This is a genomic window from Parachitinimonas caeni (assembly GCF_030129945.1).
Taxonomy (GTDB): domain Bacteria; phylum Pseudomonadota; class Gammaproteobacteria; order Burkholderiales; family Chitinimonadaceae; genus Parachitinimonas; species Parachitinimonas caeni.
Map to the genome: position 1 here is coordinate 38929 of NZ_JARRAF010000022.1, position 26813 is coordinate 65741.

The 26813-nt window shown below is 56.7% G+C and carries 24 protein-coding genes and 1 pseudogene; 12 read left to right on the top strand and 13 right to left on the bottom strand.

The window, feature by feature from the left end; genetic code table 11:
• Positions 1 to 89: 89 nt before the first annotated feature.
• Positions 90 to 1673, bottom strand: coding sequence for a phosphatidylinositol-specific phospholipase C domain-containing protein (locus tag PZA18_RS16580; RefSeq protein ID WP_284101984.1), 1584 nt, complete (start codon positions 1671 to 1673; stop codon positions 90 to 92).
• 116 nt (positions 1674 to 1789) lie between these two features.
• Between PZA18_RS16580 and PZA18_RS16585 the strand changes: the two genes are divergently transcribed.
• From PZA18_RS16585 to PZA18_RS16600, 4 genes are all read left to right on the top strand, one after another.
• Positions 1790 to 3805, top strand: coding sequence for a ribonucleoside triphosphate reductase (locus PZA18_RS16585; protein WP_308447407.1), 2016 nt, complete (start codon positions 1790 to 1792; stop codon positions 3803 to 3805).
• Positions 3806 to 3849: 44 nt separating this feature from the next.
• Complete coding sequence (gene nrdD, locus PZA18_RS16590) at positions 3850 to 4053, top strand: anaerobic ribonucleoside-triphosphate reductase (protein ID WP_284101985.1); 204 nt, start codon at positions 3850 to 3852, stop codon at positions 4051 to 4053.
• Between the two features lie 8 nt (positions 4054 to 4061).
• Entirely contained in the window at positions 4062 to 4760 is a 699-nt protein-coding gene (locus tag PZA18_RS16595) for an anaerobic ribonucleoside-triphosphate reductase activating protein (protein WP_284101986.1), read from the top strand.
• A 135-nt stretch (positions 4761 to 4895) separates the two neighbouring features.
• Positions 4896 to 5582, top strand: a complete 687-nt coding sequence (locus PZA18_RS16600) for a Crp/Fnr family transcriptional regulator (protein WP_284101987.1) — start codon at positions 4896 to 4898, stop codon at positions 5580 to 5582.
• Between the two features lie 94 nt (positions 5583 to 5676).
• Here PZA18_RS16600 and PZA18_RS16605 read toward each other — a convergent pair whose 3' ends face one another.
• Complete coding sequence (locus PZA18_RS16605; protein WP_284101988.1) at positions 5677 to 6594, bottom strand: hypothetical protein; 918 nt, start codon at positions 6592 to 6594, stop codon at positions 5677 to 5679.
• A gap of 397 nt (positions 6595 to 6991) precedes the next feature.
• Here PZA18_RS16605 and PZA18_RS16610 point away from each other — a divergent pair, with 397 nt between their 5' ends.
• The 4 genes from PZA18_RS16610 to PZA18_RS16625 all read left to right on the top strand — a co-directional run bounded on the left by PZA18_RS16610 (position 6992) and on the right by PZA18_RS16625 (position 11906).
• A complete protein-coding gene (locus tag PZA18_RS16610) occupies positions 6992 to 8176 on the top strand; it encodes an NAD(P)H-dependent flavin oxidoreductase (RefSeq protein WP_284101989.1) in 1185 nt (394 codons plus the stop codon).
• Entirely contained in the window at positions 8161 to 9522 is a 1362-nt protein-coding gene (locus PZA18_RS16615; RefSeq protein WP_284101990.1) for an aldehyde dehydrogenase family protein, read from the top strand. The genes PZA18_RS16610 and PZA18_RS16615 overlap by 16 nt, the downstream gene beginning before the upstream one ends.
• A 461-nt stretch (positions 9523 to 9983) precedes the next feature.
• Positions 9984 to 11414 carry an FAD-binding oxidoreductase gene (locus PZA18_RS16620; protein WP_284101991.1) on the top strand — a complete coding sequence of 477 codons (1431 nt, stop codon included), beginning with the start codon at positions 9984 to 9986 and terminating at the stop codon, positions 11412 to 11414.
• A gap of 105 nt (positions 11415 to 11519) precedes the next feature.
• Positions 11520 to 11906, top strand: a complete 387-nt coding sequence (locus tag PZA18_RS16625) for a tautomerase family protein (RefSeq protein ID WP_284101992.1) — start codon at positions 11520 to 11522, stop codon at positions 11904 to 11906.
• A 546-nt stretch (positions 11907 to 12452) separates the two neighbouring features.
• Here the strand turns inward: PZA18_RS16625 and PZA18_RS16630 are convergent.
• On the bottom strand, positions 12453 to 12686 hold the full coding sequence (locus PZA18_RS16630; protein WP_284101993.1) for a hypothetical protein: 234 nt from the start codon (positions 12684 to 12686) through the stop codon (positions 12453 to 12455).
• A gap of 521 nt (positions 12687 to 13207) precedes the next feature.
• Between PZA18_RS16630 and PZA18_RS16635 the strand changes: the two genes are divergently transcribed.
• Positions 13208 to 13393 carry a hypothetical protein gene (locus tag PZA18_RS16635; RefSeq protein WP_284101994.1) on the top strand — a complete coding sequence of 62 codons (186 nt, stop codon included), beginning with the start codon at positions 13208 to 13210 and terminating at the stop codon, positions 13391 to 13393.
• A 101-nt stretch (positions 13394 to 13494) separates the two neighbouring features.
• On the opposite strand, the gene PZA18_RS16640 is transcribed toward PZA18_RS16635, so the two are convergent.
• The 7 genes and pseudogenes from PZA18_RS16640 to moaA form a co-directional block, all read right to left on the bottom strand.
• Positions 13495 to 14160, bottom strand: a complete 666-nt coding sequence (locus PZA18_RS16640) for a response regulator (protein WP_284101995.1) — start codon at positions 14158 to 14160, stop codon at positions 13495 to 13497.
• Positions 14161 to 14182: 22 nt separating this feature from the next.
• Entirely contained in the window at positions 14183 to 16111 is a 1929-nt protein-coding gene (locus PZA18_RS16645) for a type IV pili methyl-accepting chemotaxis transducer N-terminal domain-containing protein (protein WP_284101996.1), read from the bottom strand.
• Positions 16108 to 16614, bottom strand: coding sequence for a molybdopterin-guanine dinucleotide biosynthesis protein B (gene mobB / locus PZA18_RS16650; protein ID WP_284101997.1), 507 nt, complete (start codon positions 16612 to 16614; stop codon positions 16108 to 16110). The genes PZA18_RS16645 and mobB overlap by 4 nt, the downstream gene beginning before the upstream one ends.
• Positions 16615 to 16767: 153 nt before the next feature.
• Positions 16768 to 17370, bottom strand: a complete 603-nt coding sequence (locus tag PZA18_RS16655; RefSeq protein WP_284101998.1) for a YitT family protein — start codon at positions 17368 to 17370, stop codon at positions 16768 to 16770.
• 142 nt (positions 17371 to 17512) lie between these two features.
• Positions 17513 to 17869 (bottom strand): carbonic anhydrase, encoded by a 357-nt coding sequence (locus PZA18_RS24985; RefSeq protein WP_308447408.1) that lies wholly within the window; start codon positions 17867 to 17869, stop codon positions 17513 to 17515.
• A gap of 29 nt (positions 17870 to 17898) precedes the next feature.
• A pseudogene (locus PZA18_RS24990) lies at positions 17899 to 18183 on the bottom strand (carbonic anhydrase); the annotation flags it as partial.
• A 36-nt stretch (positions 18184 to 18219) separates the two neighbouring features.
• Positions 18220 to 19224, bottom strand: a complete 1005-nt coding sequence (gene moaA / locus PZA18_RS16665; protein WP_284101999.1) for a GTP 3',8-cyclase MoaA — start codon at positions 19222 to 19224, stop codon at positions 18220 to 18222.
• 188 nt (positions 19225 to 19412) lie between these two features.
• Between moaA and PZA18_RS16670 the strand changes: the two genes are divergently transcribed.
• On the top strand, positions 19413 to 20681 hold the full coding sequence (locus PZA18_RS16670; protein WP_284102000.1) for an MFS transporter: 1269 nt from the start codon (positions 19413 to 19415) through the stop codon (positions 20679 to 20681).
• 70 nt (positions 20682 to 20751) lie between these two features.
• On the top strand, positions 20752 to 22134 hold the full coding sequence (locus PZA18_RS16675) for a NarK family nitrate/nitrite MFS transporter (RefSeq protein WP_284102001.1): 1383 nt from the start codon (positions 20752 to 20754) through the stop codon (positions 22132 to 22134).
• A 70-nt stretch (positions 22135 to 22204) separates the two neighbouring features.
• Here PZA18_RS16675 and PZA18_RS16680 read toward each other — a convergent pair whose 3' ends face one another.
• Complete coding sequence (locus PZA18_RS16680) at positions 22205 to 22906, bottom strand: prepilin peptidase (protein WP_284102002.1); 702 nt, start codon at positions 22904 to 22906, stop codon at positions 22205 to 22207.
• Between the two features lie 345 nt (positions 22907 to 23251).
• Here PZA18_RS16680 and PZA18_RS16685 point away from each other — a divergent pair, with 345 nt between their 5' ends.
• Positions 23252 to 25375: a metallophosphoesterase family protein gene (locus PZA18_RS16685; protein ID WP_284102003.1), complete on the top strand. Its 2124-nt coding sequence runs from the start codon at positions 23252 to 23254 to the stop codon at positions 25373 to 25375.
• A 96-nt stretch (positions 25376 to 25471) separates the two neighbouring features.
• Here the strand turns inward: PZA18_RS16685 and PZA18_RS16690 are convergent, their stop codons facing one another.
• Positions 25472 to 26143, bottom strand: coding sequence for an NYN domain-containing protein (locus PZA18_RS16690; protein ID WP_284102004.1), 672 nt, complete (start codon positions 26141 to 26143; stop codon positions 25472 to 25474).
• 105 nt (positions 26144 to 26248) lie between these two features.
• Complete coding sequence (locus PZA18_RS16695) at positions 26249 to 26602, bottom strand: VanZ family protein (protein WP_284102005.1); 354 nt, start codon at positions 26600 to 26602, stop codon at positions 26249 to 26251.
• Between the last annotated feature and the right edge of the window lie 211 nt (positions 26603 to 26813).

Sequence of the window (26813 nt, forward strand, 5' to 3'; positions counted from 1 at the left end):
GGGCAGGGCGCTCAATATCCCAATCAGGAATATTGAGCGCCCTTGCCGTGGAGCACGATCTGGCTATTAATTAAAACTCGCTCAGTTAATTATTCGGAGAAACTCCATCCACCAGAATTAAGATTGATTTGATACTTCCAGTGTAATTGTCTGCCGCAATGTGAAGTTCGCTTGTAAAAGCGACGCTCATCTGCCTGAGAAGAATTCTTGAACAGTGTTACTTTCAGCGAAGTGGAGAAGCAGTCATTGTTGCCAAGGCGAACACCAATTTCATTTGGACCTTCGCGAAATTGGCTCCAGATATGATCGGGAAGATCTGCTTCTTTTCCCTTGTAAGAGAAAACATCAACACCATTCAGAGAAACTTCGATCCGATCATTAATTTCCCCAAAATGCATGGAGAACTTATGCTTCTGCGGAAGTGGGGGTGGTGCAGATAACGAATTTAATTTAATAATGCTATTAATTAAATTCACGTCGGGGAAGTCGGTTAATACAATGCCTACACGCCTTCTGTTTGTGTCGGCAGGCTTGGAGTTGGCAAGCGCGGAGAAATAATTGTGTGCTTGAATATTAACATGCCGCGCTACATATTCTGGATCAATAGCCATAACGGGAGCCATGCCTCCAGTCCATGCGGCGGAGAATGCACCGCTTATGCCATGAATATGCATAGCGTCATCATGGTTAACACCGGGCTTGGAAATTTGTTCGAAAATCGCTTTCTTTGTTTGCCAATACTCTTCTCTGGCACCCGGATTGGCGACTTCCCATTTGCCATCAGTTTTAATGAGATGGGGGAAACGTGTTCCCCAGTTATACATGTGGGGCCCGGGCAATCCAAACCAACCCAGCGATGTTTCAGTCGGTTCAAAATCATGGAGTATGACGATTTTGCCGCGAACATCTCGCATGGTAGGGATGCGTGGCTCCGTAGTCGGTACGGGAATATCCGGGATTATGGTTGGTGTTGGAAATACCTCACCTTGATACCTTAGTCCCCATTCGGCTGGAGCATCTATTATTGGCGCATTTCCTTTCCAGAAGTAAGATTTAAAGGGATTCCAATAAGCTGAATGGAACGTATACGCAAACCTCTCCACGCTATTGTCTTTAGGAGCGCCATCGCTGCCATCTCCATCGGGGTTATTTAGAATCATGAAGACAGTTTCGCTGGGGTTCACGGTTAAAAACCCCCTGACAGCATCAAGCACTTCATAGAGATCTTTGTTTAAGTCATATGATCCATGCCTGAGCGCGCAACGATCCCTTTTGTGCTGGCAACGAATATCAATCGCCCGTACACCAGCCTCCAGCTGGCGCCGGATATTCATACTTTGCGTTTTTGCGATGCGAACATATTCAATATCTGGAACATCCCATGTGGCGGTGTCATGTGTTCCTGGGATAGATAATTGGCTGACACGAATATCATCTGAAAGCCTTGACATCCAGTTTGAATTTTTTTCGTCAGATCCGCCGTTGGATTCTTTGGAAAAGCCATCCTTGGAAAATGCCTGATTTGAAAGGGCAATGGTTGCGGTAATGGCTAGATATTTTGCCATTTTAATGGCGCTGCTGATTTTTTGACGTGCCATTTCTGAAGTGACGAGTTGATTGTAAAGGATGGTAATACTATTTAATTGATGAAGGTTTGTCAAAAATAATGACATTTGAAGTGTGGCGCGGCGATGCGGTCAATACCTCACTGCTTGACCCCCATCAAGCCTTTCAAAAAATCCCTCTGCCTTGGCTTAGAAAACACTACATCTAGTACTAACATGGCGTCATGAAACTAGATGTAGGGGTTGTGATGCGACCGAGTCATTTGATTAAACGAGATGGGCGGGTGGTGCCGTTCGATGTGCAGAAGATTGCGCGGGCGATGGCGCAGGCGGGCTTGGTATGTGGCGAGTTTGATGCACCGGCGGCCCAGCGTTTGGCGGCTGTGGTGGTGGACCGGCTTGCGGCACAGTCTCCGGCCTGTCCTGGCGTCGAGGTGGTGCAGGATGGGGTGGAGCAGGTGCTGTTCGAGTCGGGTTTCTGGCGCACGGCGCGTGCTTATATTGTTTACCGCGAGCAGCACGCACAGTTGCGGCAGGTACGCCAGACGCTGGTGGATGTTGAAAGCGCGATGGACGAATACCTCGATCAGCGCGACTGGCGCGTCAATGCCAACGCCAATCAGGGCTACTCGCTGGGCGGGCTGATCCTCAACGTGGCGGGCAAGGTGACGGCTAATTACTGGCTGAGCCATGTGTACCCCCCCGAGGTCGGGCAGGCGCATCGCGAGGCGGATATCCATATCCACGATCTGGACATGCTGAGCGGCTATTGCGCGGGCTGGTCGCTGCGCACCCTGTTGCACGAAGGCTTTAATGGGGTGCCGGGCAAGGTCGAGGCGACGCCACCGCGCCATATGTCGAGCGCCATTGGCCAGATCGTGAATTTTCTCGGCACTTTGCAGAACGAGTGGGCGGGGGCGCAGGCGTTCAGTTCGTTCGATACCTATATGGCGCCGTTTGTGCGGCGCGATGGCATGCCCTATGCCGAGGTGCGGCAGTGCATGCAGGAGCTGATCTACAACCTGAATGTGCCCAGCCGCTGGGGCACGCAGACGCCGTTTACCAATCTGACGTTCGACTGGACCTGCCCGGCCGATCTGCGTGAGCAGATTCCGTATATCGGCGGTGAGGAGATGCCGTTCTGTTATGGTGATCTGCAGGCCGAAATGGATCTGATCAACCGCGCCTATATCGACGTGATGATGGCGGGGGACGCCAAGGGCCGGGTCTTCACCTTTCCGATTCCCACCTACAACATCACCGAGGATTTTGACTGGGAGCACCCGAATACGCTGCGGCTGTTCGAGATGACGGCCAAGTACGGCCTGCCTTACTTCCAGAACTTCCTGAATTCGGACCTCGAACCGCATATGGTTCGCTCGATGTGCTGCCGGTTGCAGCTGGATCTGCGCGAGTTGCTCAAGCGCGGGAATGGTCTGTTTGGCTCGGCCGAGCAGACGGGCAGCATTGGCGTGGTGACCGTAAATTGTGCCCGGCTCGGTCATTTGTTCCGGGGGGATGAGGCGGGCTTGCTGGCGCGGCTGGATTACCTGCTGGAACTGGGCCGGCAGAGTCTGGAGATCAAGCGCAAGGTGGTGCAGCGCTATATCGATCAGGGGCTCTATCCCTACACCAAGCGCTATCTGGGCACGTTGCGCAACCACTTCAGCACGCTGGGCGTGAATGGCATCAATGAGTTGATCCGCAACTTTACGGAAGATACCGAGAACATCACCACCGAGGCCGGGCACGCGCTGGCGATGCGGGTACTGGAGCGGGTGCGGGCGAAGATTGTTGAATTCCAGCGCGACACGGGCCATCTCTATAACCTCGAAGCCACACCGGCGGAAGGCACCACCTACCGTTTCGCCAAGGAAGACAAGAAGCGCTGGCCGCAGATTCTGCAAGCCGGGACCGAGGATGCGCCGTATTACACCAACTCCAGCCAGTTGCCGGCAGGCTTTACCGATGACCCGTTCCTGGCGCTGGAAATGCAGGAAACCCTGCAGCGCCAGTACACCGGCGGCACTGTGCTGCACCTTTATCTGAATGAGGCCGTGTCGTCAGCCCAGGCGTGCCGCGAATTGGTACGGCGGGCGCTGCAGAACTTCCGCCTGCCGTATATCACGATTACCCCGACCTTCTCGATCTGCCCCAAGCATGGCTATTTAAGCGGCCGCCATGAGTTCTGCCCGAAGTGCGACGCCGAGCTGATGGCGCGCCAGGCGGCATGCCGATGACCGGCATCGGCTTCGCCATTTCAATTCAATTACGAGGAAACATCATGACACTCTCTACCCCCATTGCTGTGCAAACCCACCCGCTGCCATTGGCTGACAGCGAACGGACCCGCTGTGAAGTCTGGACCCGCGTGATGGGCTATCACCGCCCCGTGGCGTCATTCAATATCGGCAAGCAAGGGGAGTTCCGTGAACGCCGATTCTTCGTCGAGCCTCGGCGGGCAGGCATGGTTCAGGATCGCGAATAGGTTGTGTGATGACCGACACCGACGCTTATGAAGCCGCCCGCCTGGGCGGCTTTGTGCCGTTTTCCAGCGTGGATTGGCCCGGAAAGCTTGCGGCAGTGGTGTTTGTCGCGGGCTGCCCCTGGCGTTGCGGCTATTGCCACAACCCGCATCTGCAAAATCGGGAAGGGCATCTGGCCTGGATGGCTATCGAGCGCTATCTGCAACGGCGACAAGGTTTGCTGGATGGCGTGGTGTTCTCGGGTGGCGAGCCGACGGTAGAGCCGTTACTACCCGAGCTGCTGCAGCGCAGCCGGGCGCTAGGCTTTGACTTGGCCCTGCACACGGCGGGTATGTATCCCGATCGTTTGCGGCAACTGCTGCCCCAGCTGGATTGGGTGGGGTTGGACATCAAAAGCGATGTCGCCGGTTATGACGCGTTGACCCAGCGTCGCCACAGCGCCATGCCCGTGCAGGCCAGTTTATCGGCCTTGCTGGCCAGCCGGGTGCCGTTTGAATGCCGCACGACCTGGCATCCGAGCTGGCTGAATGAGTCACGCTTGTTTGCGCTAGCGCAAAACCTGGCGGAGCAGGGCGTGACACAGTTCGCCTTGCAGCCTGCACGCCCGTCGGCCTGGAATGTTCCAGACACCGTGGCAATACCTTCATCTCACTTGCTGGACGCACTAGGCAGGCTGTTTGAGCACTTTGAAGTCAGACATGGCGACTGAGTGCCCTGAGTCGGCAAGCCGCACGCGGAAGTTGTTGGAAAAATGGCCGGATGATGGCGGGGTGTTTGCCCACGCATTTTGCCAACAACTTCTGCGGCTGAGGTGCGATCCAGCAGGGACAGGAAGGATGGAAGAATGGGACGCAAGCTCGATATTGGCGAACTGTTAAGGCAGCAGCCCGTGTTTCGCGAGATGTCGGATGAGCTGCTGCAGCGACTCGCGGCCGTGGCGATCCAGGTGCGAGCGGCCAAGCACCAGCTGGTTTTCCGGCGTGGTGAGCAGGCTACCGGTATCTATATTGTCGCCACCGGCCATGTAAAACTGGCTATTCCCAGCCCGCAGGGGCAGGAGAAAGTCATTGAGTTTTTCCGGCCTGGGCAGATTTTTGGCGATGCTGTGATGTTTCTCGATCGTCCCTATCTGGTCGATGCCGAAGCGCTGGAAGACTCCCTGTTGATCTGGATCGACAAGCATCACCTCTATGAAGCGATAGACCACGAACCTGCATTGGCGCGCCACTTGCTGGTGAGCCTGTCGCAGCGCCTGCATTTTCTGATGCAGGACATCGAATCCGTCAACCTGCAAACCTCCACGCAGCGTGTGGTGTCGTGGCTGCTGCGCCAGCCCCGGCGAGCGACGGATGCTGGTACGCAGACCAGCTTTGCCGTCAGCAAAAACCTGATTGCGTCGAAACTCGGTCTGACACCCGAAACCCTGTCCAGAGTCCTGCATCAACTCAGAATCGCCGGACTGATCCAGGTGGAAGGCCGTGACATTCTGATTCACGACGCCGATGCGCTGGAGCAATGCATGGCGGGCTAACGTCAACAGAACCTGATGACAGATGTGATTTGCGCCTGGCCGATAAGCAACCAGGCGCGGATTGCCAATGCTACGTTGGGTGATGCGGGGTTGGTCAGCGCTTTAATGTGCTGAAGGTGGCTATGGCTTTGCCGTCGGCATCAATCCCGATGAAGCTCAAACCTTCACCAATATCCACCACCTTGAAAGCGGTGCCAATCTGCAGATTGCCAACGGATGGCGCATGAGGATTGGCGGCAACGGTGCCTGAAGCGCTGGAAAGATTCCAGGTCAGCTTGGCCTGATCGGTGGTATAGGTCGCCACATCACCCGCAATATTCACTGCACCGCTGGTGAAGGTCTGGCCATAGCCAGTGTACGACCCGGTGCCCGAAACGCAGCCCAGCATGCTCTTGCGCACCACGCCGGTTTTGAAGGTGGTTGTGACGCTGCCATTGGCCTGTTTCACGATCAGGAAGTTATCGACCTCCGGGTTACCGCTGATCTCGACAAGATCGCCCTGCTTGAAACCCATTCCCGAATAGGCAATTAGCCCATATGCCTTCAATGGGTCGAAGCTGCGCAGTGTTCTGCCCTTGAGGAAAGGGTTGTCTTCGGCCTTGGCAGTCCTGGCCCAACTGAGTGCCAGATCGTACATCCAGACGGACTTCAGATTGATATTGTCCGGCGTGATGTCGGCATTAACGTTGATCGCCCCGCCATATTCCACGCCATTCACCACGCGGATCGACGACCACATCTGATAATCATCGCTTTCATAGACACGGCTGGTGCAGCGCGCCTGGCTCGAAAGTGACAGGGAATCCGGGTCAAACGTGAAGCTCAGCGATGCGGGATTCCACTTGAAGCGAACGGCATAGCTACCATGCCCCGGTACGTTCAGATTGTTGAACTGGATGGCATCCTTGCCGGCAAATTGTACGGTGGCGCCGGTGCTGTCAATGTCGATTGCGTAAACAGGCGTGACCAGGAGTGCGGCAGCAGATAGCCATGCGTAAGTGGATTTGTTCATTTTCGACCTTCCGGATTAGGGGATTGCACTCGCCAATATTAGAGAGTGTTTATATTTAAAATGCCAAAGTCCTGAATTGTTTATATAAAAGGACTTTGAGCGATTTTGTGTGGAATATTACGCATATTGCATTAAATCTCAAGGTGCCAAAACTGTAAAAAATTATAAATAAACAATGAAAATTCTTACGAGGCGGGTGATTTTCAAAACCATAAGCGGGTCGATAAATAAACAAGTAAATGAAAAACTGGAGGATTTGGCGTTTGTAGTGCAAAGGCTCCAGGTTGACATGGCTCAAGTCATTTTCCGGTGCCTGCCGTTAGGCTCTGCGAACATTTTTATAACCTGCCCAAGCAGCGCTAACCCCGTCGCCAAACTCTCTCAGGAGCTTATTTCAATGATCGAGCATGTACTGGAACTCGCTGGCCGCCGACTGAAACCCATTGTGCAGGGCGGGATGGGGGTCGGGGTGTCGGCGCATCGGCTGGCTGGCGCGGTGGCTGCCGAGAATGCGGTTGGCACGGTGGCAAGTGTTGATTTGCGTCATCATCATCCTGATCTGCTCGATGCGACCCATCGTTGCCGCGATCCGCAGAAAATTGCCGCTGCCAATCTGACAGCGCTGGATCGGGAAATACGGGCGGCCAAGCAGCAGGCGGCCGGCCAGGGCATGGTGGCCGTCAACGTTATGAAGGCGGTAGCGGAGCACCCGAACCTGGTCCGCCAGGCGTGTGAGAGTGGTGTCGATGCGGTCGTGATGGGGGCAGGGCTGCCGTTGGATCTGCCTGAGATGACGGCAGATTATCCCAGGGTAGCCTTGATTCCGATCCTGTCCGATGCGCGCGGCATTGCCTTGGTGGTGAAAAAATGGCTGCGCAAAGGTCGCCTGCCTGACGCCATCGTTATCGAACATCCGGCCCATGCAGGCGGACATCTGGGCGCCAGCCGGATCGACGAATTGCGGGATGGCCGTTTTGAGTTCGGCCGGGTGCTGACGGAGGTTCGCAGTTTCTTTGCCGAGCTGGCTTTGGCCAAGGATGCGCCGAAGCTGATTGTGGCGGGCGGTATCGACAGCCATGCCAAGGTGCAGCATTGGCTGAACCACGGCGCCGATGCTGTGCAGCTGGGCACCGCCTTCGCCGTGACCCGGGAAGGGGATGCGCATCCTGAATTCAAACGCGTTCTGGCAGAGGCATCGCCGGAGCAACTGGTAGAATTCACCAGCGTGGCCGGTTTGCCGGCGCGTGCGGTGCTGACCCCGTGGCTGCGTAACTATCTGAAGCGCGAATCCAGCCTGCAGGCAGCCAGCAAAGCCGACCCGCGCCGCTGCACGCAAAGGCTCGACTGCCTGAGCCAGTGCGGCCTGCGTGATGGCATTGCCCGCATCGGCCAGTTCTGCATCGACCTCAAGCTGGCAGCTGCCTTGCGGGGCGAGGTGGATAAAGGCTTGTTCTTTCGTGGCGCCAGCCGATTGCCGTTTGGACAGGCGATCCGGCCGGTGCGCGAGTTACTTGAATATCTGATGAGCGGCACCATGCCGGCTGATCTTGCAACAATGGAATCTGGATGTACCGGGACCTAGACTTCGATACCGCTTTTCGCGCTTGCGATCCTTACACCGGCAGGCTGCTGCAAGCACGCGCCGCCTGCAGCACGCAACAACTTCACCACAGTCTTGAATCGGCCAGAGCGGCTGCCCGTCAGTGGGCGCATGCAGATTGGGCAGAACGGGCAGGCAGCCTGCGCCTGTTGGCCGACGCTCTGCGCAAGCAGGCCGGGGCGCTGGTTGCGGCGCTGATGGCCGAAATCGGCAAACTCCGTTTTGAAGCTGAAGAGGAGGTGGCGCGCGCTGCGGACTGGTGTGAATTTGTCGCGGACCAAGGGGAACAATGGCTGGCAGATGAATGGCAAGGCGGTGCTCGCCTGATACGCCGGCCCTGGGGCATCGTGCTGGCGGTGGCGCCGTGGAATTACCCGCTGTGGCAACTGGTGCGCCCCCTGGCAACGGCCCTGGCGGCAGGCAATGCCTGCCTGCTCAAGCCGCCACCTGCGGCGCCGATCACGTCTGGTCTGCTTGAACCGTTGCTGCAGCAATGTCTGCCACCGGGGTTGGCGCAGCTGGTCTGGCTCGATGAGCTGGGGACCATCAGCGCGTTGGCTGCATCGGATCTATTTGTCTTCACCGGTGGCGAAACCGCCGGTCGGCAGCTGGCAGCGCAGGCCGGTCATTACCTCAAACCCTGCGTGCTGGAGCTGGGTGGCAACAATGCGATGGTGGTGCTGGAAGATGCCGATATCGCCAGCGCTGCCCGTCTGGCCGCCAAATCGCGTTGTACCAACGCAGGCCAACGCTGCACCGCCATTCAGCGTTTGATTGTCGTGGATACCATCGCCAGCGAATTTCGCGAAGCCCTGCTGGCCGAGCTGGGGCGTTATCGCTGCGGTGAGCGCGATGCCCCAACGACCACGCTGGCACCAATGGCGACCGCTGGCGTCAAGGCACGTTTGCAGCGCTGGCTGTCTGCTGCGCAGCACAATGGGGCGCAGACCTTACTGGGCGGGCAGGCTGCCGGTGGCGAGGGCTATCATTTCCCGGCAACCCTGTTGCAGGTTGCTGGCCCCGGCAATCCGGCGTTTGATGAGGAATTGTTCGGTCCGGCCGCGACATTGACCGCAGCGCCAGATGCCCTATCCGCCATCAGTATGGCGGGTCAGGTCCGGCAGGGCTTGGTGGCCAGTGTGTGGGGCGGCGATGTCGAGCAGGTGCGTCGTCTGTTGCGAGGTTTTCGTGCGGGGTCGCTGTTCATCAATCGCATTCCCTCCAGCCGGTTTGAGCTGCCATTTGCGGGTACCGGCGCCTCGGGTTTTGGTAGCACGCTGGGCCGCGATGGCCTGCTGGCCATGACACAACCCCAAGTCTGGGCCTAGCGACCTGTCGGACTTTCGATGTGCGGGCGGAATTCGCGGGTTGAACAGCCCATTTTTGCTGGTTTTTTCGTTGCATAGGCTCACTATGCGCCTCAAAAACCAGCAAAACTGGTCTCGTTCTCCCGCGTTTCCGCCTCCGCGCTCGAAAGTCCGACAGGCTGCTAGGCTCTGTTGACATTTTATTTCCGGATCGCGTTTCGTCGGATTTGGGCCTGATGCAAGGCGAAAAGTGCGCCGCTTAATGATAAGCCACGCGATTTTTAACGCGGCAGTAGGCCCAAATCCGGCGAAACCCTCCGGGCCGGGTTGATTTTTGGGGCATGGCGTCGTTAGGGTTCGTTTATTTAGCTCGCTAAACTGCACTTACCCTGCCTAGCCCTGCCCCAAAACTCGACCCGGCGCGACCGGAAACAAAACGTCAACAGAGCTTAGGCTCGGCAACATACCCTCTGCAAAATGCCATGACAGATTTTCTCTCGCGGTTGAAACAATATCTGCCAGCCGCCGCCATTTGTACCGATCCCGACCGCATGGCGCCACGCCTGCTGGACCAGCGTGGGCGCCTGCATGGCGCCGCTCGGGCCTTGGTGCTGCCGGGCAGTGTCGAAGAGGCGGAAAGGGTGATCCGCCTATGCAACGAATACCGGGTGCCCATAGTGCCTCAGGCGGGTAATACGGGTTTGGTGGGGGGCGCTACCCCAGCTGCCGATGGCCGGGCGATCTTGCTGGGTTGCGATCGTCTCAATCGGGTGCGCCAGATGGGTGCCGCCGACTTTTCAATGGTTGCAGAAGCCGGTTGTACGCTTGAAAGCCTGCAGCGGGCGGCAGCCGCAGAGGGGCGCTTGTTTCCGTTATGGCTGGCTTCGGCCGGCTCGGCCAGGCTGGGCGGGTTGATTGGCAGCAATGCTGGCGGCACCCAGGTGCTGCGCTACGGCAATACGCGCGAACTGGTGCTGGGTATTGAAGCCGTACTCGCCGACGGTCGCCGCTACAACGGTTTGCATTCCTTGCGTAAGCGAAATATCGGTTACGACCTCAAACAGTTGCTGATAGGCAGTGAAGGCACACTGGGTTTTGTCACTGCCGCGAGCCTTCGCCTCTGGCCACAGCCGAAGGGTCAGGCCTGTGCGTTGGTGGCAGTAGCGTCGATTGCCGCCGCGCTGACCTTGTTTCAGCAGGCTCAGGACATGGCTGGCGAGGTATTGACGGCGTTTGAAATCATCAACGCGGCTGCGATGCAGCTGGTGGCCGATCAGCATGCCGAGCTTGCCCGGCCATTCGCCACTACGCCGGCCTGGACGGTACTGATCGAGCTGTCTGGCGGGGAATCCGACGCGGTGTTGTCCGAGCGGCTGTGTGCGCTGTTAAGTGCCGCAAATACGCCTGATGCCTTGGTGGCGCAGGATCTGACACAGCGCCAGCATTTCTGGGGTTTGCGTGAACGTATCCCGTCTGCCCAGAAGCGGGCGGGGTCTTCCATCAAGCACGATCTCAGTCTGCCGATTGCCGCCATTCCCGAGTTTGTTCAACAGGCAGCGGCCCTCTTGGCGGCACACATGCCGCTATTCGAGCCCGTGATCTTCGGCCATGTGGGTGATGGCAACCTGCACTTCAACCTGCAGTACCTGGGTGAGACGGGGGCGGCCCGCAAGCTGCCGGTACCAGCCTTCGACGCAGCGGAGCAAGTGGCGAACGAGCTGCTCTACCCGCTGGTGCTGGCTTGTGGCGGCGATCTCTCGGCCGAGCACGGTATCGGCCGCCTGCGCCTGTCTGCCGCCGCCCGCTATCACGATGCCGGTGAGCGTGCCCTGATGGCTACGCTCAAGCAAGCTTTCGACCCGCTGGGGCTATTCAACCCCGGTGCGCTACTGAGCGGGCAAGGGAATCTTTGACTGGCAATCTCGCAGTATGCCAGCTTGCGTGATAGCTTCCTGCGCACGTCCGGGCACGCTGCTGCCGCAAAGATGAATTCCCATACCCGTTGAAAGAGCCTTGATATGCCTGTTGTCAGAATTGAAGTCACCCGCAAGCGCAGTGCTGAAGACATTACCGCCATGATTGATGCGGTCTACCATGCTCAGATCGAAGCGTTCAAATTGCCGGCGGATGACAAGCAGATCCGTTATATCGAACACGCACGCGAGTGCTTTCCGGTCCCGCCCGGCAAGACCGAAAACTACACCATTGTTGAATTTTCCATCTTTCCCGGCCGCTCGCTTGATGCCAAACGCAAACTCTACGACGGTGTGGTAAGCCGCCTTGGCGCGCTGGGTATCGAGCCGCGCGACATCATCATCCTGCTTAACGAACTCCCGCTGGAGAACTGGGGTATCCGTGGCAAGCCGGCCTCGGAGATTGATATTGGGTTCAACCTGAATGTTTGAGGGCGTGCTTTGGGTTTGTGGCCCGGTTTGGCGATAAAAAATGGTGCCGACGCAGCGGCGGCACCATGAGGGGTTGCATGACAAAGTGGGGATGAGACAAATATCTTATGCGTCTACCTGTTCCGCCACCGACCGATTATCTGGCCGGGCAGGAGTCGAACCTGCAAGGGGATTACCCGTAAGAGCCCATGTAGTCTCATCGGCATTCATGCAAAACGTTTTGGCAGACCGAAAGCCACATTGGCCTGCCGAATAGGTGGGACGACAAAAGATGTGGGAACGGCACTCCGGGGTTTCCGGTGCGGGTCGCCAGACTCGCAGGCCAATGGGCGGCTGTATTCTCACAGGCATTCGTCCCTAAAAAAGGGGGGGTGACAAGGATTGACGAAACTTTTTCGTGTACTAGGCCGCTGTACGACTACCCCGTTGTGGCAGGGTAGGCAGGATTCGAACCTGCGTTTCGACCGTGGAAGGGTGTAGTTCCGTCGGCATTCACCCCAAAAGCGTCAATATGCTGAATTCAATTACAACTCTCTCGGTGCTGTTTCAATGGTTGTTGGATGGTGTGTCTTGCTGCGTCAAGCGCCAGCTTGCCTGTTCCAGACCGGATAACACATAGCAGGGCGTTCCCAGCTCGATGCTGCCGTTGAACCCAGTCTGCAGGTTGCCAATGACGCGGCTGACACCTAGTTGGCTGGCAAGCTCCAATAATTCGATCAGGGCAAGCTCCCACCGCTGTGCGGTGTGGTGTACCAGAAACTGAATTTCCCACAGAGGCACAGGGCTCTGGCGCCTATGAAGCTTTATCGGAGTCGTTTCTGCTTTCAGGAACCGCCTGAGCTTATGAAAAAAGCGCTGCCCGTCTCCGCAGTCGGCCCATACTGTCCACTCGCTGCAATACTTTGCGTTCACGCCTTGTTCCTTGTTTCTATCTATGAACACGCTGGTGGTACCAACCACAAGCTGGACTGCAGGCATGGCGGGACTCGAACCCGCAGTAAGTCGCCACCGGGCATTACTCCGGCGTACAGCAGCGTTTAAACGCGCACCACTTGCAAACCTTACGCAGACCTGCAAGCTGCATCTTCAAATTATGGCTGCCATCAAGACTGTCGGTTTTATCCTTCACCCGTTGCGCTCATCGTTTACGGGCCGCTCGCCGTTTCGCGTTCATGCCTGCAGTCGAGCCTGTTGGCATTAATTAATGCATGGAGCGTGCCAGAAGCGATGTTTAAGGCGAGATTTCTTGTAAGCTAATGATTTGTTTAATAATTAAAAGAAATTTTCGGTGAGGGCGTCTGGTGTGTCATTTAATTTTTCTGGAAATTTCTATCTTTTTAGATTGCTATATAGAAAATCAGCTAGTTGATATCGATGGCTTGCGCTTCATCAGCACCCCCTTTCCGGAAATAGATGACACCCAGGACGAAGATGATCTGGGGCGTGCCAATGGCGACAAAGCCCTATTCGCCAACATGGCCCAATAAACCAGTCGGTTGAACAGCGCCAGGATGGCAAAACGGCTCGCTTTTCTTCGAGCCGTTGGTGCGCGGGCGGGTGATGTTTGGTCAAGTGGCCTTATGCGTCGTCAGCTCTGCCCGCCAGCCAATCCATGCTCGACCGCGTAAATCGCGGCCTGAACGCGACTGCTCAGTTCCAGCTTGCGCAGGATGCTTTGCACATGGATTTTCACTGTGCTTTCCGCGACATCGAGTTTGCGGCCGATTTCCTTGTTGGAAAGCCCCGCTGCAACCTGCACCAGAATCTCACGCTCACGCGGGGTCAGCCGGTCGGCTTCAGTCTGTGGTGGTGGGGTTGGGGTGCCACCGGTTCGGCAGTGGCTGATCAGCTTGCGCGTCATTTCGGCCGAGATCACCGAGTCGCCATTGGCAACCCGACGTAGTGAATCGAGCAGAAAATCGGCGTCGATGTTCTTGAGCAGGTAGCCATCGGCGCCACCTTGCAGGGCGGCCATCAGGTCATCCGATTCCTCCGATACTGTCAGCAATACGACATGGCAGCCGGGCCGGTCCTGGCGGATCAGTTGCAGGGCTTCCAGTCCGGACAGCCCTGGCATATTGAGATCGAGCAGCACAATATCCGGCGCCAGTTCGCGGGCGCGCTTTACGCCATCAAGCCCATCAGCCGCCTCGCCAACGACTTCAAAATCGGCATTGCGTTGCAGCAGCAGGCGAATACCGCTGCGGAACAGGGTGTGATCATCTACCAGCAGGATACGTAGTGGGTTGCTCATGGGTCTCTATGGGTTGGAAGTATCAGGCGGCGATCCGGTCGCGGCTGGGCAGGAACAGCGCGATTTCGGTGCCAAGATTAGGTTGGGATTTGAGCTGCAGCAGCGCCGAGAGGCGCTCGGCACGCTCACGCATGATGGAAAGCCCGACGTGCTGGTCACCACGTTTGGCGTTTGGATCAAAACCGCGGCCGTTATCGGCAATGGCAATTGAAAAGTCCCGATTATTACAGTAGGTCAGCACGACTTCACTGGCGCTGGCGTGTTTGCGGATATTCGATAGCGCCTCCTGCACGATGAACAGCACCTGCAATTGCTGTTCGGGGGGCAGGGGGGGGCCGCTGTCGTCGGCGTTCAGCCGTACCGGTATGCTGGTCTGGCGGGTGAATTTTTCGCACGCCATGCGAATGGCGGCGAGCAGATCGCCATCTTTCAGCTTCATGCGGAAATTCAGCAACAGCTCGCGCACATCTTCATAGCTTTCCTTGACACCGGCCTTCAGTAACTCGACGCCTTCGACCATTTCTGCATGGGCATTGCGCTTGAGGGAGTCCTGCAGCATCTGCACCTGCAGGTTCAGAAAATTGAGCCCTTGGGCAATCGAATCATGCAGCCCCTGCGCCATCAGATTGCGCTCTTCGGCAACCGCCAGCTCACGGGTGCGGGCCAGCAGGCGCCGGTTCTCGATGGCGACGCCGAGCTGTCGGCCGAGCGTATCGAGCAGGCGTTGTTCGGATTCTTCAAAGGCCCGAGGCTGCCTGAAGTGCAAGTTATAACTACCCAGCAGCTCGCTGGCGTTCATGATGTGGAAGATGGCAATCGAGGCAAATCCATCCTGTTCGCAGCGGTAGTTCTGCATACTGCGCGGCATATTGCGAAAGTCCCGGATGATGGATACGCCGCTCTGGGCCGCTGCGCCACACAAGCAGTCGCCGGCATTCAGGCAGTGTTCGGCCTCCACCAGCTCTTTGGAAAGCCCTTCGTGGATCACCATATGCAGGTTGTCCTGCTTCGGATCGCGGATGCGTACCGAGCCGCCGTCGGCCCCGAAGCGGGCCATCAACCGCTTCAGAAAGCCGTGGCAACGGGTTTCCAGGTCGCCGGGCTGGCTCAGGTAGGCGGTGATTTCATACAGCGTGGTCAGATCACGGTTCTGGCTGGCGAGCTGGGCGGTCTTGTCAACGACCCGTTGTTCCAGCGTGCTGTAGGAGCTTTGCAAGCGTTCGGCCATTTCATTGAAGCCTTCTGCCAGCTCGCCGAATTCATCGCGGCTTTCCACCGGGACGCGGGCGTCAAAGTCATGGCTGGCCATTTTGCCGATCCCATTGCGCAAGGCCTCTACGGGGTGGATGACCCAGCCATAGAGCAGGTAGATCAGGGTGACCGTGCCGGCGATTGCCAAGGCGGCCAGAGCAAGCTGAGACAAGCGCAGCAGCGTGGTGTCGCGGGCATTTTCGGCCTCGATCAGAGTAACAAGGTGGTTGGCTTCTTCGACAAAGGCCGGCAGGTCGCGCAGATAGCGTGCCGCATAGCTGGCATGCTGGCCGGGGTGCTGGATAGCGCCCGTCAGGGCGGGGGAGAGTTGCCCCGACCACAGCTGGCTGACCTTATCAAACTGGCGGAAGACCTCATGGCTTTCCGGCAAACGTAGCGGCCGTTGCGGATCGCCGCGCCGCAGTTCGTTGAGCGTACGCTGGAAATCGGCGGTTTGACGCTGTATGGCTTGCCAGTCGGGTGTAGGTTGCTGCAGCCACAGGCCAAGCCGGACCGAACGCATGCGCAGGCTGCCGGTGTCGTTGATCGCAGCGGCGGCACCCTCCAGTGCCCATGATAGCCAGAGCGTACCCAGTATCATGGTCAGGCCAAACAGCAGGGCGCCGGCCAGCGCGGCCACGATGCGGGTGCCGAGGCGATGCCGTTGCGGCAGTTGGGCGAGCAGGGGTGCAAAATTCATGGCAGCACTCCAGTTGATTCGAAGTGACGAAGAATACGCTCGGCAATGTCTGCCGGGTCATTCAGCGGCCAGAGCGGTAGAGGGCACTCGAAAGTTTCGTCGCTGGCTACCGCCAGTACCGAGGGGAACTCCGGGTAGCGCAATGCTTTGCCGAGGCTGGGGCGGTAGACCTCGATGCGGGGGATCGGAAAGGGCTTGAATCCTTCGACCAGCGTCAGATCTGCCGGTTGCAGCCGCTCCAGCTGTTCCTGCAAGGTCGGCTCGGCGGCACCCCGCAGCTCGTGGATCACCGCATAGCGATAGGGCGATGCAACCAGCACTTCGGCGGCTCCGGCTTGGCGGAAGCGGGCGCTGTCCTTGTCCGGGGGTTCAAGTTCCAGATCATGATGGCTGTGTTTGAGCACGTTGATGCGCATGCCGCGCTGCTGAAACAGCGGGAGCAAGGCTTCGATAAGCGTGGTTTTGCCTGAGCCGGAGTGGCCGATAAAGCCAAATACTTTCATGTGGTGACATCCTTGATCGCGCAGTCGGGTGCTGGGTGCGGCGCATGTTTTGTTGCTGGGCGTTCCTTGTCGGCCTGAACCAGATGAAACGTGGCCGGAAGGCACAACCGGCAGCCTCTGTTGAGGGCCAGCGCCGCCACAACAGCTGTGGCATTACATACCAATATACCTTCCGGGACGATGATTGACGGCAATAACGAGGTTGAGCGTCACCGCTCCCAGAATCGAAATCGCCATCCGTATCGGATCGAGAATCGATGCGGCGGAGAGCAGGATCAAGACATCTGCGCCCATCTGCAGCTTGCCGGCTCGCCAGCCTCGGGTTTCCTGCAGATAGAGCGCGAGCACCCCCACACCGCCAAGGCTTGCCTTGTGCCGGGCCAGGATCAGGATGCCGTTGCCTGCCAGCAGGCCGCCGAGAATGCCGGCAAACCACGGGTTGAGATGCCCGAAGCTGATCCAGTGTGGCAACAACTCGCTGTAGAGCGATAGCAAGGCAACGGCGGAAAACGTCTTCAGCGTGAAGGGCCAGCCCATGGCCTTCCACGCAAACAGGTAGAACGGCAGATTGATGACGAAGAATATCCAGCCAAAGGGCAGGTGGCTCAGGTAATGCCCCAGAAAGGCTAGGCCCGCCGTGCCACCGGTTTGCAGGTTGGCGTATTTAAACACCTGAACGGAGAGCGCGACATTCAGGCTGCCGATGAGCAGGGCCTGAATATCTTCAGACAAAGTATGGTGGAGTTTTTCTGACATGAATGATCTGCCGGCTGACGGGGATGACAGTTTGCCTGAATAGCGGTCTGCAGGCTGACTGTACGAGTGGTTGCGGGTGGCGACCTGCATTTGGCAAGTCGTGACAGGCCCTCGCGCTGCCGTCATTTCCCTCTGGCGCAGATCACGCCGAGATCGTACCCGGTAACGGACACACCAGAGGCAGGAAGCTATCCAGACGTGGCGAATAGGCATGCAGTGCCCCCGCCTGCAGATCGAAATACCAGCCATGCACTGTCAGCGTGCCCTCGTCTTCACGGGATTTCACCCAAGGGAAGCTGCGCAGGTTATTGAGCGACACCAAGATGGCGGCTTGCTCGCAAGCGCGCCGCTGTACTTCAAATGGCGCATCGGCAAAGCAGCGCAGGGTGTGGCGACGGGCATCGGCGGCGATTTCAACCCAGCGATTGATAAAGTCCGGCCCGGCGGCTTCCTTGGGGCGCTGATGCCCCTCTGCAGCAAGGCACGGATGCCCCCACACTGGGCGTGGCCCAACACAATGATGCGGCCGACGCCCAGATCTTCCACGGCAAACTGGATCGCCGCCATCATGCCGTGCAGTTCCTGGCCTTGATCGCAAGGAGGGACCAGATTGGCGACATTGCGCAGGACAAACAGCTCGCCAGGGTCCGAGCCCATCAGGATCGCCGGATCGGCACGCGAGTCGCAGCAGCCGATGACCAGCGTGCCGGGATGCTGGCTTTGACGCAGGTCATCAAACAAGGCGTGGTCGTCGCCATAGTAGCGCTGCTGGAAGCGTTGAAAGCCGGCAACGAATTTTTCAAGGTCGTGCATGGCGGGGCTCCTGATGCTTTGCCTGTCGGCAATTCTTCATCCACCCGTCTGCGACATAAACCGCACGATCCGGGTGGGGGCTTCATTGAATTCGTGGCGTTCGGGCTTGAGTTCGATAGCGTCACGCAAGGCAGCGATCAGGGCCTCATCACTGGCCCCGCTACGCAGCAAGGGGCGTAGTTCCAGCCTTTCTTCCTGCCCCAGGCATAGATAGAGCGTGCCATCGACAGAGAGTCGCACCCGATTGCAGCTGGCGCAGAAATGCTGGCTCATCGGGGTGATGAAACCAACGTGGCCTCTACCATCTGCGGTCGTCCAGTAGCGGGCCGGGCCGCCACCCAGCTCCGTGGCGTCGGCGCGCAGGTCAAAGCGCGCTACCAGTCGCTCCCGCACCGGTCCCAGCGGCACGAAACCCAAAGACTGCCCGCTGCTGCCCATCGGCATGGTCTCGATCAGGCGGAGCATATAGCCGCGTTCCAGGCAGAAAGCCGCCATGGCATCGACTTCGTCAGCGTTTTCTTGCAGCAATACCATGTTCAGCTTGATGGGCGAGAAGCCTGCCGCCTGAGCGGCTTCCAGCCCCTGCATGACCGCTTCCAGGCTGTCGCGGCCGGTGATGCGGGTCACGCACTCGCGGGAGAGGGAATCGAGGCTGATATTGAGCCGCTTCACCCCTGCCGCCCGCAGCGCTGGTGCATGCCGCGCCAGCTGGGTGCCGTTGGTAGAGAGCGAGAGATCGGTCAGTCCAGGCAAGGCTGACAGCCGTGCTGCCAGTTCCGGCAGGTTGCGTCGCAACAGAGGTTCGCCGCCAGTCAGCCGGACCCGGCCGACGCCAAGCCGGGTGAACAGGCTGATTACCCGTTCCATCTCGTCGAAGGTCAGCCAGTCAGCAGGTTCCTGATAGCCATTGAAACCTTTGGGCAGGCAGTAGTTGCAGCGCAGGTCGCAGCGGTCGGTCACACTGACGCGCAGATAGTCAATGCGCCGGCCAAAACGATCGACCAGTGCTGGCAGGGCAGAAGAAGCGGTCAAGGTATTCATGGGCCCCATTCTGCGCGCCTGTGTAGCGCCCGACCATGCCCCGGTGGGTTGGCTGCACCTAGCTCTTTAGCACTAGACAACCCCCTCCCTCCTGCTGTGTGGGCTCAGGCCATTGACGAATGGGAGGCTTGATCTGTCCGGCGTAGCCTCGCTTCCATCAAGTTTTGTCATGGAAGTGGAGTGGAATCATGGCCACGCAAGAAAACAAGGCGATGTCGGTGCTGATCTCCAGCACGCTGGCCTTCACGGTATGTTTTGCCGTGTGGATGATGTTTGCGGTGATCGGCATCCCGATTAAAAAGCAACTGGGTCTATCTGAAACCGAGTTCGGCATTCTGGCCGCAACGCCGGTACTGACGGGTTCCCTGATCCGGGTGCCGCTGGGTATCTGGACCGACCGCTATGGCGGTCGCATCGTCCTGTTTGTGTTGATGCTGCTTACCGTGGTGCCGATCTGGTTGATCCAGTACGCCACCGAGTTCTGGCATTTCATCGTGCTCGGGCTGTTTGTGGGCTTGGCTGGGGGGTCGTTCTCGGTAGGGACGCCCTATGTCGCCCGCTGGTTCAAAAAAGACCGGCAGGGGTTGGCCATGGGGGTGTTCGGGGCCGGTAACTCGGGCTCTGCTGTCAACAAATTCGTTGCCCCTGCACTGATTGCCGGCGCCGCCGGTGCCTGGACTGTCGTGCCGCAGGTCTATGCGGTGGCAATGCTGATCACGGCCATCCTGTTCTGGCTGGGTTCGGCGTCTGATCCGGCTCATCTGGTGCAGTCCAAATCGAATTTTGGTGAGCAGCTCAAGCTGCTGAAAGATCCGAAGGTGCTGCGTTATTGCCAGTACTACTCGGTGGTCTTCGGTGGCTATGTCGGCCTCTCGCTGTGGATGACCAAGTACTACGTGCAAGAGTATGGCTTCGATATGAAGCTGGCTGCCTTGCTGGCCGCATGCTTCTCGCTGCCAGGCGGCGTACTGCGGGCGATTGGCGGCTGGATGTCTGATAAATACGGCGCCTACAAGACCACATGGTGGGTGATGTGGGTGTGCTGGGTGGCGTTCTTCCTGCTCAGCTATCCCCAGACTGACTTCATTATCAAAGGCGTGAAGGGTCCACAAGCCTTCCATATTGGTCTGGACTCGTTCTGGTTCACCGTCCTGCTGTTTGTTGTCGGGGTGGCCATGGCCATCGGCAAAGCCTCGGTATTCAAGTTCATCTCGGATGACTACGGCAAGAACATCGGTGCGGTCTCGGGCGTGGTGGGTCTGGCGGGTGGTCTGGGTGGCTTCATCCTGCCCATCATGTTCGGCGCCCTGGTTGATTTCACTGGCGTGCGCAGCTCCTGCTTCATGCTGCTCTACGGCACCGTTTGCGTATCACTGGTATGGATGCACTTCAGCTTCCGTGCCGAAAGCGTGGTGGAAGGACAAAGAGCCCTGGCCACTGCAGCAACCCGAACCTGAACCCCGCTGCGCGGCAGCCGGTTTGAGGTCTGCCGCGCAGGTTTGCTTTCCTACCTAGGAGAATTCCATCATGTCATCACATGTACTCACCCGCTGGGAGCCGGAGAACCCCAGCTTCTGGCAGAGCGAGGGCGAGAAAATCGCTTATCGCAACCTGTGGCTGTCGATTCCGGCACTGATGCTGGCTTTCAGCGTGTGGATGCTGTGGTCGGTCGTGGCCGTCAATCTGGACAAGGCCGGTTTCAACTTCAGCAAGAATCAGCTGTTCTGGCTGACGGCGCTACCCGCTCTATCTGGCGCTACCTTGCGTATTTTCTACAGCTTTCTGGTGCCGATTTTCGGTGGCCGCAAGTGGACTGCCATCTCGACCGCCAGTCTGTTGATCCCGGCGCTGGGCATGGGCTTTGCCCTGCGAGACCCGACCACCAGCTACCCGACCATGCTGGTGCTGGCCCTGTTGTGTGGGCTGGGCGGTGGTAATTTCAGCTCGTCGATGTCGAACATCAGCTTCTTCTTCCCCAAGGCCAAGAAAGGCCTGGCAACCGGCTTGAATGCCGGTATCGGCAATCTGGGGGTGTCGGTGGTGCAGTTTCTGACACCGGTGGTGATCTCGACAGCTGCTTTTGCTGCATTCAGCGGTGAAGGCCATACTTACGTCAAAGGTGGGGTCGAGAAAGTCATGTGGCTGCAGAACGCCGGCTTTATCTGGGTGCCCTTCATTGCCGTCTCGGCGATTGCTGCCTGGTTTGGCATGAACGACATTGCCGACGCCAAGGCATCGTTTGCTGATCAGGCCGTGATCTTCAAACGCAAGCACAACTGGCTGATGTGCTGGTTGTATATCGGCACCTTCGGGTCTTTCATCGGCTTTTCAGCAGGCCTGGCTTTACTGACCAAATCGCAGTTTCCCGAGGTTAATCCGACGCAATATGCCTTCCTCGGGCCGTTGGTAGGGGCCCTGCTACGTCCGCTTGGTGGTTGGTTGTCCGATAAAGTGGGTGGCGCCCGAGTGACGTTCTGGACCTTCTTGCTGATGGTGGCAGCGGTGGTGGGCGTGATGCACTTCCTGCCCGCCAATGGCGCAGCGGGTGACTTTCAGGGCTTCCTGGCCATGTTCATCGTCTTGTTTGCCCTCACAGGCATCGGCAATGGCTCCACTTTCCGCATGATTCCGGTGATTTTCCTGACCGAACGTCAACGCGCAGCCGGCAAGACTGAAGCCGCGCAGAAGCAGGCACTGCTGGATGCCGGCAAAGAAGCCGCTGCCGTGCTGGGTTTCTCGGGTGCCATCGGTGCGTATGGTGGATTCTTCATCCCGAAGAGCTTTGGAACGGCCATCGAGCTGACAGGCAGCCCGCACGCCGCGCTATGGTGCTTTATTGCTTTCTACGTAAGCTGCTTGCTGATTACCTGGTGGTTCTATTCCCGCAAAGGGGCAGAGATGCCTTGTTAGATTTTCATAAATAGGAAAAACTAGGCCGGCATTTTAGCTGGCCTTGTTTTTTGGTGGGTCGGCTTGGGGTTTAAATTGAGTTTGAATATATTACCAGGCTGATGAGTAGGTAAACTAAAGCATTGGATGCTACTATATTTAAATACTTTTTTAAATAGTGACTTAATATCCCTGCTGAAATCCATGCGGGAATATATAGTATGGCTGCAAGTGTTATGCCAAGCCAGCCAGTCCAAGCACCGATTATGGCAAAAACCTTCATGTCGCCATGCCCGAGAATATGTATTCTCTTAAATGAGAAGAATAATAGATCAAGGATATACATCAAGCCAAAGCCAATAGCAGCACCACATAGGTAGGGGATAAACATATCGCCGGCATAGCTGTGATAAGCGAACCCGAGCAGGATCAAGGGATAGGTAATGTAGTCTGGAATATATCCAGATCGAGTGTGAACTGCTGCGATCAATATCAGCCCTGCGAACAGAATGCTGAAAGCAATTGATTCAGTATTTAACCCTTTGTGCCAGTAAAGTATAAGAGCGGTTGTTGCCGAAACCAGGGTTAAAAAGACTTGCTCGCCGAAATTGAGCTCACCGGTAGATAAATTCAGATTTGATAGTTCTTTCTTGTCATGTTTCTCATAATATTCTATGACTTTCTGATTCAGTCGCCTTGTGATGAATTTTGAAATGATGGGTGAGATAAAGAATATGCCGACGATGTGAATGGTGAAAAATAAAATGAGAGATGGGTTGGCATGTGTGAACATCGGTTATTAAATTCCTGGTGTTGATTGCGTTAATGCACCGTCTGAAGTTTATTTCCGTGATTGGGGTGGTCGAAAGTATTGCCGAATGAGATCCGGTGTCTTGATCTTTCCCGCGCATGTGTCGGCATAGTGGTGATTCCCGAGCCTTATGGCAAATGGCCGAGATGCCGCAAAATAGCAGTCCGAGTGTCGGACCAGTTTTTTGCACACAAGCCGATCCAGCTGTAACAAAATAACAGCAGACCAGCGACTCGTGAGGAAAGTCGCGTGTGGCCATGCCGCACAACCCGATCACCGAACCCCAAAGCTCAACCAATAGAGCTGACTCAACACGGAGCGTTAGCAATGAAACCTACCCTGGGCCTGAAGCCTGTGGCTCTGGCATTGTCCTTTTTGTCGGCCGGTTTGGCCGGCGCGGCGGAGCCTGCCCCGCTGCCACGAGTAGCCTTTATGCCAGATGTCCATTTCGAAGATGTCTACGGCGATTTCAAAAACAAGCAGTTTGCCGGCATTCCAACCAAGGATGGCAAGCATGCCACCATCCGCACCTTGTATGCCCAGCTGACCTCGACACGGCTGTTCAACGAAAACTACTTTGCCTTCCGGGCTGCGCTGGATGACGCTTACGCCAAGGGTATCCGTATTGTCGCCTTCCCCGGCGACTACACTGACGACGCCCAGCCGGTGAACGTCGATGGCATCAAGGCCATCCTCAACGAATATCGTGCCAAGGGCATGCGCTTCTTCATCACGCCAGGCAATCATGATCCGAACGAGCCTTACGATGACGATGAAGCGGGCAAGAGCGACTTTCTGACCAAGGAAGGCAAGGAGCAAAAGGTATATGCCACGGGCAACCCGGCATGCAAGGCAGGCGATCCCAGCGTGGCCTGTACCGATGAACTGATGGAGCTGGGCTACGAGAATCTGATCAAGCGTCTTGGTGATTTTGGCTATATGCCCGCCAAGGAAGACGTGTATTGGGAGACTCCGTTCAGCAAGTACACCGACGGACAATACAGCCACGCCGAGGCGCTGAAGCAGGCCCAGATCGAAAACCGCCAGTTTGAAATGTGTTTTGAAGGCGAGGGTGGGGCGTATAAGGCCGAGGGCGAGAAGGCATTGGGCAAGCCCTATACCAAATGCAGCTTTATCACGGATGCGAGCTATCTGGTTGAGCCGGTGCCGGGTTTGTGGCTGCTGGCGGTGGATGCGAATGTATTCATCCCCAACAGCAAATTCGATCCTGCCAACCCTAAGAACTTCAAGGGTTTTGATCAGGCTGGCAATGCCGGCTGGAACAAGATGCTGACCCACAAGCGGCATGTGCTGGCCTGGATGAAGTCGGTTGCCAGTCGCGCCAAGGCACAGGGCAAGCAGCTGGTGGCGTTCTCGCACTACCCCACCATGGAGTTCTATGCCAATCAGACCGATGCCATGCGCGCAGTCTTCAAGCCTGGCGCCTTCCAGACCGCTCGCGTACCCGGCAAGGATACGGCTGCCGCAGTCGCGGCTACCGGCGTGCGCCTGCATATCGGCGGGCATATGCACTTCAACGGCACCAATGAGTATCGCGACGACAAGGGCAATTATCTGGTCAATGTGCAGTCGCCTTCGTTGGCCGTTTACGGCGCAGCGTACAAGATCCTGAACTTCAAGGATGCCGACACGACTGAGATCGAGACCGTTGCTTTGCGCGAGGTGCCGCGCTTTAACGAGCTCTTTCCGTTTTATCAGGTCGAGTACGACTACCTGCAAAACAGCACGCTCGAAAGTGACAAGAAAAAGCGCTGGAACCGTGCGGTACTCGACACCAAGAGCTATGCCGAATTCACCCGCTACTACTTTGGTGAATTGTCGCGTCTGCGCTTCATGGATGAATACTGGCCGTGCGAGATGAAAGAGGCTGCCAGCAAGCTGGATGGCCGGCAGATGCTGATCCTGTCGCAGCTGCAGACCAAGGTCACCCTGGCGCAACTGAAGGAAGTGCCCGAACTGCTGCCGATCAGCGCGGCCTGCATGGCGCCCGGTGTTGTGGCAGAAGGCGGCGTTGCGCCTGCACAGCTCAAGGATGACTGGGCAGCAGCAACTGCCAAGGCCGACGCGCTCGCCAAGTCCGCAGGCCTGAAGCTCGAAGACTTCGCCAAGCTCAGTGGCTATGAGTTTTATGGTGATTTCCACCGCACTGTTTACGCGGGTGAGCTTGCGCTACGTGATATGGGGGCAGAGCGCGTCAAGCAGTACAAGCTGCTGATGTCAGCTTTCCCCGCCCAGCCTGCGGCCATTGCGAAAGTGGGCGACAAGCCTTCTGACCAGAACCCGGTGCATGTGCTGTTCCAGAACCAGTTCAAGCAGGTGTTTTCGATTCTCAAGGGCGTCGGCTCGGGTAAGCCTAGCGACCATTTCATTGTCGATTTCAAGAAACAGACGCTGAGCAACGCCAAGGCTGGTGGCTTGAGTTTCAATTGATTAAAGTCTGAGAAAAGCCAGCTCTAGAGCTGGCTTAAACCTCTCGGAATGTTTAATTGAGTTTTAAATATTTATATGGGTTTTAAGCTGATAATATTAATTTTTGGATGGTTTGAAAAATAGAGAGTTGATCTCGGTTTTCCAGTCCCTGTCTTTAATAAGATCGTTGAAATTTAGACACCAGCTGGCCGCATCAAGCAAAGCTTTAGAGGCGTAAGTTCCGCTGTGCTTTATACCTCGGTTATCCTCCCATGAGTCAATTGAAAAATATGCAATTACAGCATTTTTACTTAGAGAAGTTACCCGCCTAACCAAAGGGATAAAGTCTGCATCCCCTGTGATTAACACTGCAATATCATACCTATCTGCGTGCGCGTAGTCTAAAACATCTATAGCAAGTTGAACGTCAACTCCTTTTTGAGCTATGCTGTATTGAATATCCTCCCCCTTTCCTTTAGGTGTTTCTTTTACAGGTAGATAGTGTGGGATGATTCCCGCATCAATTAGGGCCATTTCAAATTTTCGCTCCTTTTCCAATTGGTCGCCGACGGCGGCCTTAGTAGTCGTTCTTCCGTCATAGTAATGGGCTGCCACAACTTTTGTTATGTCAGTTGATGTTTTGGCTTTTAATGCTACGTAACGCTCGATCAGATTGTGAAGCTGAGGAAGGCTAAACCAGCCTTTTTCTTCTTTGTAATTAAAATATACATTCCCTTGCTTGAAGAAATTGCCGTCATAGAAAATCATCACCCTGACCGTATTCACCATTTCCCCCTGTCGTGTGAACTTTAATAATTATTGTTATAGGCCACTTTTTAATAAGAGGCGGTGCGGTTGTAGTGGCTTATCTATGCAATGTTCTCGCGAAGAATTTCATGTTCTCTTCTTGTATAGCCTTGACCCCCACGCCAACCCCATCCCCATCCCCAGCAGGGCACCGCAGCCATTGGCTAGCATGTCGAGCACATCAAAGCTGCGAAATGGCGTCAGTGCCTGCAGGCATTCAATCAGCACCCCATAGAACGTGGCGACAAGGGCTACGCGCAGGCGATGGTGGGGCAGGCATAGGCACCACCAGCCGCTGAGCAGGCCATAGCCGGCCAGATGCAGCAGCTTGTCTGAGTTGGCGGCGGGCGGCATCGACAGTGGGAGCAGTGATCCAGCCAGGATGGCGAGTGCAATGCATACGCCAATCAGACGTGCGGAGAAGGTGGAATGTAATGGCATGGTGGGGTTTGGTGGATTTCTGGGCTATTTTGTGGATGGGGCAGGCTTTGATACAAAGCAACAGATTTGGCGAACGTTGGTCATTAAAGCATTGGCAAGGCAGCCAGACAGTCTGATTTCGGCTATAGTCCGGCCCCTTGGTGCCTATGTATTGCCAAAGCGCGCATTCTGTCACCTTTTGCGGGCCTGCCACTTCTCCGAATTCGCTGCC

What these genes read in the sequence shown, in the direction of transcription:
- PZA18_RS16580 (WP_284101984.1), bottom strand. Translation starts at nt 1,673, where the DNA reads ATGTCATTATTTTTGACAAACCTTCATCAATTAAATAGTATTACCATC.
- PZA18_RS16585 (WP_308447407.1), top strand. Translation starts at nt 1,790, where the DNA reads ATGAAACTAGATGTAGGGGTTGTGATGCGACCGAGTCATTTGATTAAA.
- nrdD (WP_284101985.1), top strand. Translation starts at nt 3,850, where the DNA reads ATGACACTCTCTACCCCCATTGCTGTGCAAACCCACCCGCTGCCATTG.
- PZA18_RS16595 (WP_284101986.1), top strand. Translation starts at nt 4,062, where the DNA reads ATGACCGACACCGACGCTTATGAAGCCGCCCGCCTGGGCGGCTTTGTG.
- PZA18_RS16600 (WP_284101987.1), top strand. Translation starts at nt 4,896, where the DNA reads ATGGGACGCAAGCTCGATATTGGCGAACTGTTAAGGCAGCAGCCCGTG.
- PZA18_RS16605 (WP_284101988.1), bottom strand. Translation starts at nt 6,594, where the DNA reads ATGAACAAATCCACTTACGCATGGCTATCTGCTGCCGCACTCCTGGTC.
- PZA18_RS16610 (WP_284101989.1), top strand. Translation starts at nt 6,992, where the DNA reads ATGATCGAGCATGTACTGGAACTCGCTGGCCGCCGACTGAAACCCATT.
- PZA18_RS16615 (WP_284101990.1), top strand. Translation starts at nt 8,161, where the DNA reads ATGTACCGGGACCTAGACTTCGATACCGCTTTTCGCGCTTGCGATCCT.
- PZA18_RS16620 (WP_284101991.1), top strand. Translation starts at nt 9,984, where the DNA reads ATGACAGATTTTCTCTCGCGGTTGAAACAATATCTGCCAGCCGCCGCC.
- PZA18_RS16625 (WP_284101992.1), top strand. Translation starts at nt 11,520, where the DNA reads ATGCCTGTTGTCAGAATTGAAGTCACCCGCAAGCGCAGTGCTGAAGAC.
- PZA18_RS16640 (WP_284101995.1), bottom strand. Translation starts at nt 14,160, where the DNA reads ATGAGCAACCCACTACGTATCCTGCTGGTAGATGATCACACCCTGTTC.
- PZA18_RS16645 (WP_284101996.1), bottom strand. Translation starts at nt 16,111, where the DNA reads ATGAATTTTGCACCCCTGCTCGCCCAACTGCCGCAACGGCATCGCCTC.
- mobB (WP_284101997.1), bottom strand. Translation starts at nt 16,614, where the DNA reads ATGAAAGTATTTGGCTTTATCGGCCACTCCGGCTCAGGCAAAACCACG.
- PZA18_RS16655 (WP_284101998.1), bottom strand. Translation starts at nt 17,370, where the DNA reads ATGTCAGAAAAACTCCACCATACTTTGTCTGAAGATATTCAGGCCCTG.
- moaA (WP_284101999.1), bottom strand. Translation starts at nt 19,224, where the DNA reads ATGAATACCTTGACCGCTTCTTCTGCCCTGCCAGCACTGGTCGATCGT.
- PZA18_RS16670 (WP_284102000.1), top strand. Translation starts at nt 19,413, where the DNA reads ATGGCCACGCAAGAAAACAAGGCGATGTCGGTGCTGATCTCCAGCACG.
- PZA18_RS16675 (WP_284102001.1), top strand. Translation starts at nt 20,752, where the DNA reads ATGTCATCACATGTACTCACCCGCTGGGAGCCGGAGAACCCCAGCTTC.
- PZA18_RS16680 (WP_284102002.1), bottom strand. Translation starts at nt 22,906, where the DNA reads ATGTTCACACATGCCAACCCATCTCTCATTTTATTTTTCACCATTCAC.
- PZA18_RS16685 (WP_284102003.1), top strand. Translation starts at nt 23,252, where the DNA reads ATGAAACCTACCCTGGGCCTGAAGCCTGTGGCTCTGGCATTGTCCTTT.
- PZA18_RS16690 (WP_284102004.1), bottom strand. Translation starts at nt 26,143, where the DNA reads ATGGTGAATACGGTCAGGGTGATGATTTTCTATGACGGCAATTTCTTC.
- PZA18_RS16695 (WP_284102005.1), bottom strand. Translation starts at nt 26,602, where the DNA reads ATGCCATTACATTCCACCTTCTCCGCACGTCTGATTGGCGTATGCATT.